The sequence below is a fragment of the Roseburia faecis genome (assembly GCF_001406815.1).
GTDB lineage: Bacteria > Bacillota > Clostridia > Lachnospirales > Lachnospiraceae > Roseburia > Roseburia faecis.
The window spans coordinates 1-5,539 of the sequence record NZ_CVRR01000036.1 but is presented as its reverse complement, the minus strand read 5'-3'; the positions used below and the strand labels follow the sequence as shown (position 1 = coordinate 5,539).

Sequence of the window (5,539 nt, the reverse complement as noted above, 5' to 3'; positions counted from 1 at the left end):
GTGGACTATTACGAATTCAATATTACAGAGTACCGGGCATTAAGTTTCGCGAAGGATACCTATAATAAGGATATTACGATCACTTTAGATCATATACCGGAAATAATGTATATAAAGTTGATGATTTAGGCAGATATTATATGTTTGCATAAGATATATATACAAGTATGAAACTATAAAAATATAGTATGTTTTATGTGGTAAAAATATTGTATTTATGAGACTTTTGGTATTTCATAAATACCTAAGAAAAAATAAAGTAGAGGAGAGTGTATATTATGAATATTGATTACAGTCAGTTTTACAGAGGAACAACGAATATTCCCTCATATGGGAATGGTACATATAAGAAAGACACCCTTGTAAAGTATGAATTTAACACTACAGATGAACATGGCAATAAGATTATGGACAAGATGTCAAGGGAAGAAACCCTGCAGGCGATGAAGGACATCGGTTCGCAGTATGGAGATGCGGTTATTGTTGAATTTTCGGGAGATGGAATGGCTGCACTTGTGGAAAACAAGAAAGGTATAGTGGATGCCAATGTAACACAGGAGCAGCGGGAATCAATGGAGGCGAGAAATGCAGCGTTCCAAAAAGAAATTACGCAGGATGATAACTCACTAGAACTTCCGGCATATTCCGGAATGTATGGTGCAGACAAGGCGGTTGCATCTGCGGTAGAGAACTGCAGCAAAGAGGAACAGGGATTTGTGTATGATATCATCCGTCAGAATTTCCTTGTCGGAAATACTGGCTCTATGACAGAGGAAGAACGGCAGGCAAATATTTCACTTGGTATGAAAAAAGCGGAATATGCGGCAGAGAATTTTATCCCGGAAGATAGCAGAAAATCATTTTTGGAAGCAATGGAGTCTATCGCAAAGCTTGCGAGCGCAGGAAAAGCTGACAATAACGGAAATATGGACTATGGAGTAGGGAAAGGTACATATCTTGGACATGGCAGCAATCTTGTAAAGACTACAAATGCGCTTGATATGATGAGGACGATGGACGGCAGTGCATACACGGAATATCAGAAGATTAGTAAAGAAAGCAGCAATGAGGACAGACAGCTTAATGCATTAAAATACCTTACAAATTGGTATGAAGGGGCAGTGAAAAAGAATCCTTCGATGGTTGATAATTACGAAAAGCAGTCGGAGGAATATGTGGAGAAAAATGTAAAAGATCAGAAGCTGGATGCAACTTTTTCAGATATAAAGACAGAGAATAAAGCGGCTTTTTTTGAAAGTCTGAAAGTGTTCCAGAATAATAATCCTAATTTTCTCTCATCTATCATAAATCGGGAGCTGGCATCTAAATTTTGGAGCATTTGATAAACGTAGATTGGAAAAGTTATAATTGCTCGGAAAATGGAAGATAACAACAATAAAGTGTAGAGTGTGCCTTTCACATAGGGACACTTGTTACAAGCAATATTGTAAATGATACAAGTGGAGATTAAGGCACAAATATGATAAAAAAAATATATTTCAGAAATGTTGACTTCTTTAATTGAGGAGTATCGTTTTAATAAAAATACTCTTTCAAAATATTTAGAAATAACTGAAGAAACAATAGATGGAGTAGTAATGGGCAATGTGGAATGTTTGCCAGATGATCCTGCATTGCGTCTTAAAATACTTAGTAAAGCAGGATTTCTGTATTTTGGAGCGATTGAAGATAAGGATAGGCAATTAAGCGGTTTTTTGGAAGTGCTTGTTTCCTATCATGGCATATCCAAGCTAACGATAGCAAAAATGGCTGGTGTTGAGGAAAATGATATTGACAGGCTTTTAGCCAATCCACCAGAAAAAGATGAAATCGAAGTAAAATATAAAATTGCTGTGACGGTTATGGAATTGCGATTTTGGCTAAAAGATTGTGAATCACCGATATAATCGGGATTTGTGAGTAGAGGGCACTTATGAAAAATAAAAGTATCAATCAAGTTTCCATAATAAATGGTGAAGATGGTCCCACAAGTGTTTTTATATTTGGAGAAGCTCAAAAGCAATCTCTAAAGATTAGAATCCGAAATGCTATCTATCAATCCAGACGAAAAAGGATAGAAAAGAGAATAGCGGTCAACCCGCATACCCTTGCGGAAGTGGTGCAATACGCAAAGGATCATTATGATTTAGTGGAAATCAATCCTGCCGCAACAAATTGGATAGAACGACAGAAAAATCTAAAAGCTAGTTTGATTATGCAGCATAAACCAGAACTTTTGGGTCAAAGGAAGGATATTCCAAAACCAGATTTTAATAATGAAGAATCTGTTAAAAATTTTTTGAATGAAATGGAAATTAGAAATAAATTGATTGACCAAATGCCTGATAATGTAATTCCCATGGATTTTCATTTATATGAAATAAAAATTGGTGAGGATTTAATGGAAATAGAGGTAGATTATACTTGGAATATATTTGGAATATCTTACTCTGGAAATAAGTCGGTCATAAAAAGGTTTAAGAAAATAGCCAGAGATTTATATTGTTATTATGGTGTCAGTGAGGAGGATATAAAGAACCGGACAAAAAGATATTCTTCACTGGTAACGGAATTGAGTTCATAATTCAGAATTTTAAATAGAAGTAGGATTTCTGTATTTTGGAGCGATTGAAGATAAGGATAAGCAATTAAGCGGTTTTTTGGAAGTGCTTGTTTCCTATCATGGCATATCCAAGCTAACGATAGCAAAAATGGCTGATGTTGAGGAACAGGATATTGACAGGCTTTTAGCCAATCCGCCAGAAAAAGTTGAAATCGAAGTAAAATATAAAATTGCTGTGACTGTTATGGAACTGCGATTTTGGCTAAAGGATTGTGAGTTACCTGTATAATTGTGAGGGCACTTAACGGTGAAATTTATTTCTTGGAGATTTATGACGATATATACCATATAACATTGAGTTAATTCTAAACGGATTTTGAATTTATTTACAAGGAGGTTTTTATATGGCAATGAATATCAGCGGATTAGGTAACACGTATAATGGCATCAATACAAATAGCAAACAATATAAGGCTTTGAAAGAAAAAGGCTGGTTATCTGGTATTATGCAAAATGAAGCCATGATGTCACCAGAAGAAAGAATGATATATGAAACATTCGGTGGAAGAGATACCATTATTAAGAATCTGATGAAGCAATTTGATTCAGAAGGTGATTTGCTGAATGCAAATGGAGTAGCAGGAATGGATGTTACCAGCAAAGGTACATCGTGGCAGCAACTCACAAGTGTATCTGAGGAATATCGTCAAAAGATGTTTGATAATGTGAAGAAGGAATTTATTCAGGAAAATGGTCTTTCAAATGGTGATACAACTAAGCGTTCAGATATTTTTAAGGATTATCAGTTAAGCGTAAGTAAAGACAAACGTTTAAGTGGTACATGGACTTTAGAGCAATACGAAGGACAGTATAGAGCTGCTATGTATGCAGCAGTGAAATCGGCTAATCCAAATTGGAAACCGGGACAAAAGTTTGATACAAGCATTCTTGATAACGTTACAAGAGAATCAGTGGAATCTACGCTTGTCAAAAATGGTAATAGGTTAGTTCGCAATTCTATTGATGTATCAGTATAGAATACAACATCTTTGGTGCTAGAGATACGGTCAAATAAGCTGCTCCATCATGGGAAAAGTATAAAATTAGGAGCTTTAGATAATATCACAAGGGAAAAGTTTTCAAAAACTTCTGGTAACTCTTTGAAATACATATCATATCAATAGATACGATAATATAAATTATGTTTGTATTTGTTGATAACAGGTTTATATCGGAAAAATTGTAAATTTATTTTCTATGTGAATTTTCATTTTTGTAGGGCTGGCATTAGACCAGCCCTTGATTTCATTATAATAGATAAAAAGATATTGAATATATATGCACGGTAAAAAGACGATTCTCAATAAATGAGATTGGGAAAAAGTAACCTTAGTGCTGTTGAAAAAATCACCATAGTTCTAATGAATCTTCTGCATCTACCCATATCTGCATTGTTCCATCAAGATATAATTTTGCATATTCAAGCGGTTTATCAATGGCAAGTGCGTTCAATGCACAGTCTGATCCGGGTGTGGTTTTTAAATCCTTTTCGGTTTCCCAACAGTCAATGCGGAGCATATAACCAGCAGAAGTATAAATATCAATGCTGTTTCTGTGTGGATTGTATTCTGCAAATATTGTTCTCATCGTATAGAATCTCCTTATCATTCAATCAGTCATTTGTTACAAAAATCAGAAGCATTTCAATCAGTTCACCATGTCACTTTTATTTTGTGTTATACTGTTTTATAGATTTTTCTTGCCCTTGTATTTGCCCTTATCAGAGTTCGTAAACACTGACGGGACGATATAACACAAGGGAAACAATAAGGGAAAGCTCACCTGCGATAAATCCAGTGTTTTCAAGGGTTTGCAGAGAATTTAATAACAAAATATAACAGTTATTAAATTCCCTAATAAAACAGGTGAAATCTCAATCGATATTTGTGGAGGTGATCTACATGGCAAAACACGAGTTTGGAATTATGATGGATGCTCCTCAGCAGGGCAAGCGATATGACGAGTATGAGCCGTGGAAATATGCCTGTATTTCTGTTGATGACGCCTATTTGGAAGGCGTTGTCGAAAGGCTTACATCCATTGACTTCTATTGGCATACACTTTCCGTCAAAGGCAAAGGGCTTGCATACTGTGGTGTTACACTTGTTCCACCTTGTTCGCTAAAGGCATTTATTGATGTCATTGCAGATAATTCTGAACTATCCGAACTGAAAAAGCTGTTAGAAAATGCATTAAGCAATAACAAGTGGGTAATTCATTACGGACTCTGATAGAGACAAATTCAAGTTTGTAAAACTGATGGAATAAAAAAATGTAAAGCTGGGAGCATTAGCTTACGGCTTTTTAAGTTAAAGCAAATAGAAGTAAATAATGGTCAAAAAACAATCGACATCCGACCTCGTACACGTTATAATGTAAGTAATCTAATAAGAAAACAGTGTTATCATTACTGCATTGCTAAATGAGAATGGTAGCCATAAATATGAATTCGTAGGAACGGAATGGTTGAACCCTCAGGGTGACAATGTCACTCATTTGTCAGCGAGAGGTGCTTAACTTAGATGATTTTCAGTTTTCTTATTTTGACATGGATTTACAGGAAGGGTAGAAAAATCAATGATTTCATTGACTTATCTTAACTCAAAATAATATAGGTTTCCAACGGGGGCTTGAACTCCTAAGCTGTAATTGTGGGTTCGATTCCCGCAGGGAACACTTCAGAATTTTAAAAGAGTCCGTTCAGATTAGATAAATCAATCTATTCTGGACGGGCTTTTTACGTGAATTGAAGAAATGTGATAAGGAGAACCTCTTTGCAGAGATTCTCCTTGATTTTAAATGGTAGGTTTTGTAGGACTTACTGTAAGCTGCAGACCGAGATGCTGAAAAATATTAAGCAGTGTTCCGAGATTCGGGGTTGTTTTGCAGGATTCGATCCGTGCTACGGATGATTGT

At 35.6% G+C, this 5,539-nt stretch carries 7 protein-coding genes; 6 read left to right on the top strand and 1 reads right to left on the bottom strand.

Annotated elements, in window-relative coordinates; translation table 11 throughout:
- The first annotated feature begins 278 nt into the window (after nt 1-278).
- From M72_RS11240 to M72_RS11220, 5 genes are all read left to right on the top strand, one after another.
- The gene (locus M72_RS11240; RefSeq protein ID WP_055068286.1) at nt 279-1,343 is read left to right on the top strand and encodes a hypothetical protein; all 1,065 of its coding nucleotides are present in this window, start codon (nt 279-281) and stop codon (nt 1,341-1,343) included.
- Between the two features lie 162 nt (nt 1,344-1,505).
- On the top strand, nt 1,506-1,907 hold the full coding sequence (locus M72_RS17200) for an HTH domain-containing protein (protein WP_082413895.1): 402 nt from the start codon (nt 1,506-1,508) through the stop codon (nt 1,905-1,907).
- Nucleotides 1,908-1,933: 26 nt separating this feature from the next.
- Entirely contained in the window at nt 1,934-2,584 is a 651-nt protein-coding gene (locus M72_RS11230) for a hypothetical protein (protein ID WP_055068284.1), read from the top strand.
- Nucleotides 2,585-2,597: 13 nt separating this feature from the next.
- Nucleotides 2,598-2,852 carry an HTH domain-containing protein gene (locus tag M72_RS11225; protein WP_306723472.1) on the top strand — a complete coding sequence of 85 codons (255 nt, stop codon included), beginning with the start codon at nt 2,598-2,600 and terminating at the stop codon, nt 2,850-2,852.
- A gap of 121 nt (nt 2,853-2,973) precedes the next feature.
- Nucleotides 2,974-3,600 (top strand): DUF3879 family protein, encoded by a 627-nt coding sequence (locus tag M72_RS11220; RefSeq protein ID WP_055068287.1) that lies wholly within the window; start codon nt 2,974-2,976, stop codon nt 3,598-3,600.
- A gap of 370 nt (nt 3,601-3,970) precedes the next feature.
- On the opposite strand, the gene M72_RS11215 is transcribed toward M72_RS11220, so the two are convergent.
- A complete protein-coding gene (locus M72_RS11215; protein WP_055068282.1) occupies nt 3,971-4,210 on the bottom strand; it encodes a DUF6061 family protein in 240 nt (79 codons plus the stop codon).
- 314 nt (nt 4,211-4,524) lie between these two features.
- Between M72_RS11215 and M72_RS11210 the strand changes: the two genes are divergently transcribed.
- Entirely contained in the window at nt 4,525-4,854 is a 330-nt protein-coding gene (locus M72_RS11210; protein WP_055040428.1) for a hypothetical protein, read from the top strand.
- The last annotated feature ends 685 nt before the right edge of the window (nt 4,855-5,539 follow it).

Excerpts from the sequence above, each read along its gene's own strand:
- M72_RS11230 (WP_055068284.1), top strand. The coding sequence starts at position 1,934 with ATGAAAAATAAAAGTATCAATCAAGTTTCCATAATAAATGGTGAAGAT.
- M72_RS11210 (WP_055040428.1), top strand. The coding sequence starts at position 4,525 with ATGGCAAAACACGAGTTTGGAATTATGATGGATGCTCCTCAGCAGGGC.
- M72_RS11240 (WP_055068286.1), top strand. The coding sequence starts at position 279 with ATGAATATTGATTACAGTCAGTTTTACAGAGGAACAACGAATATTCCC.
- M72_RS11220 (WP_055068287.1), top strand. The coding sequence starts at position 2,974 with ATGAATATCAGCGGATTAGGTAACACGTATAATGGCATCAATACAAAT.
- M72_RS11215 (WP_055068282.1), bottom strand. The coding sequence starts at position 4,210 with ATGAGAACAATATTTGCAGAATACAATCCACACAGAAACAGCATTGAT.
- M72_RS17200 (WP_082413895.1), top strand. The coding sequence starts at position 1,506 with ATGTTGACTTCTTTAATTGAGGAGTATCGTTTTAATAAAAATACTCTT.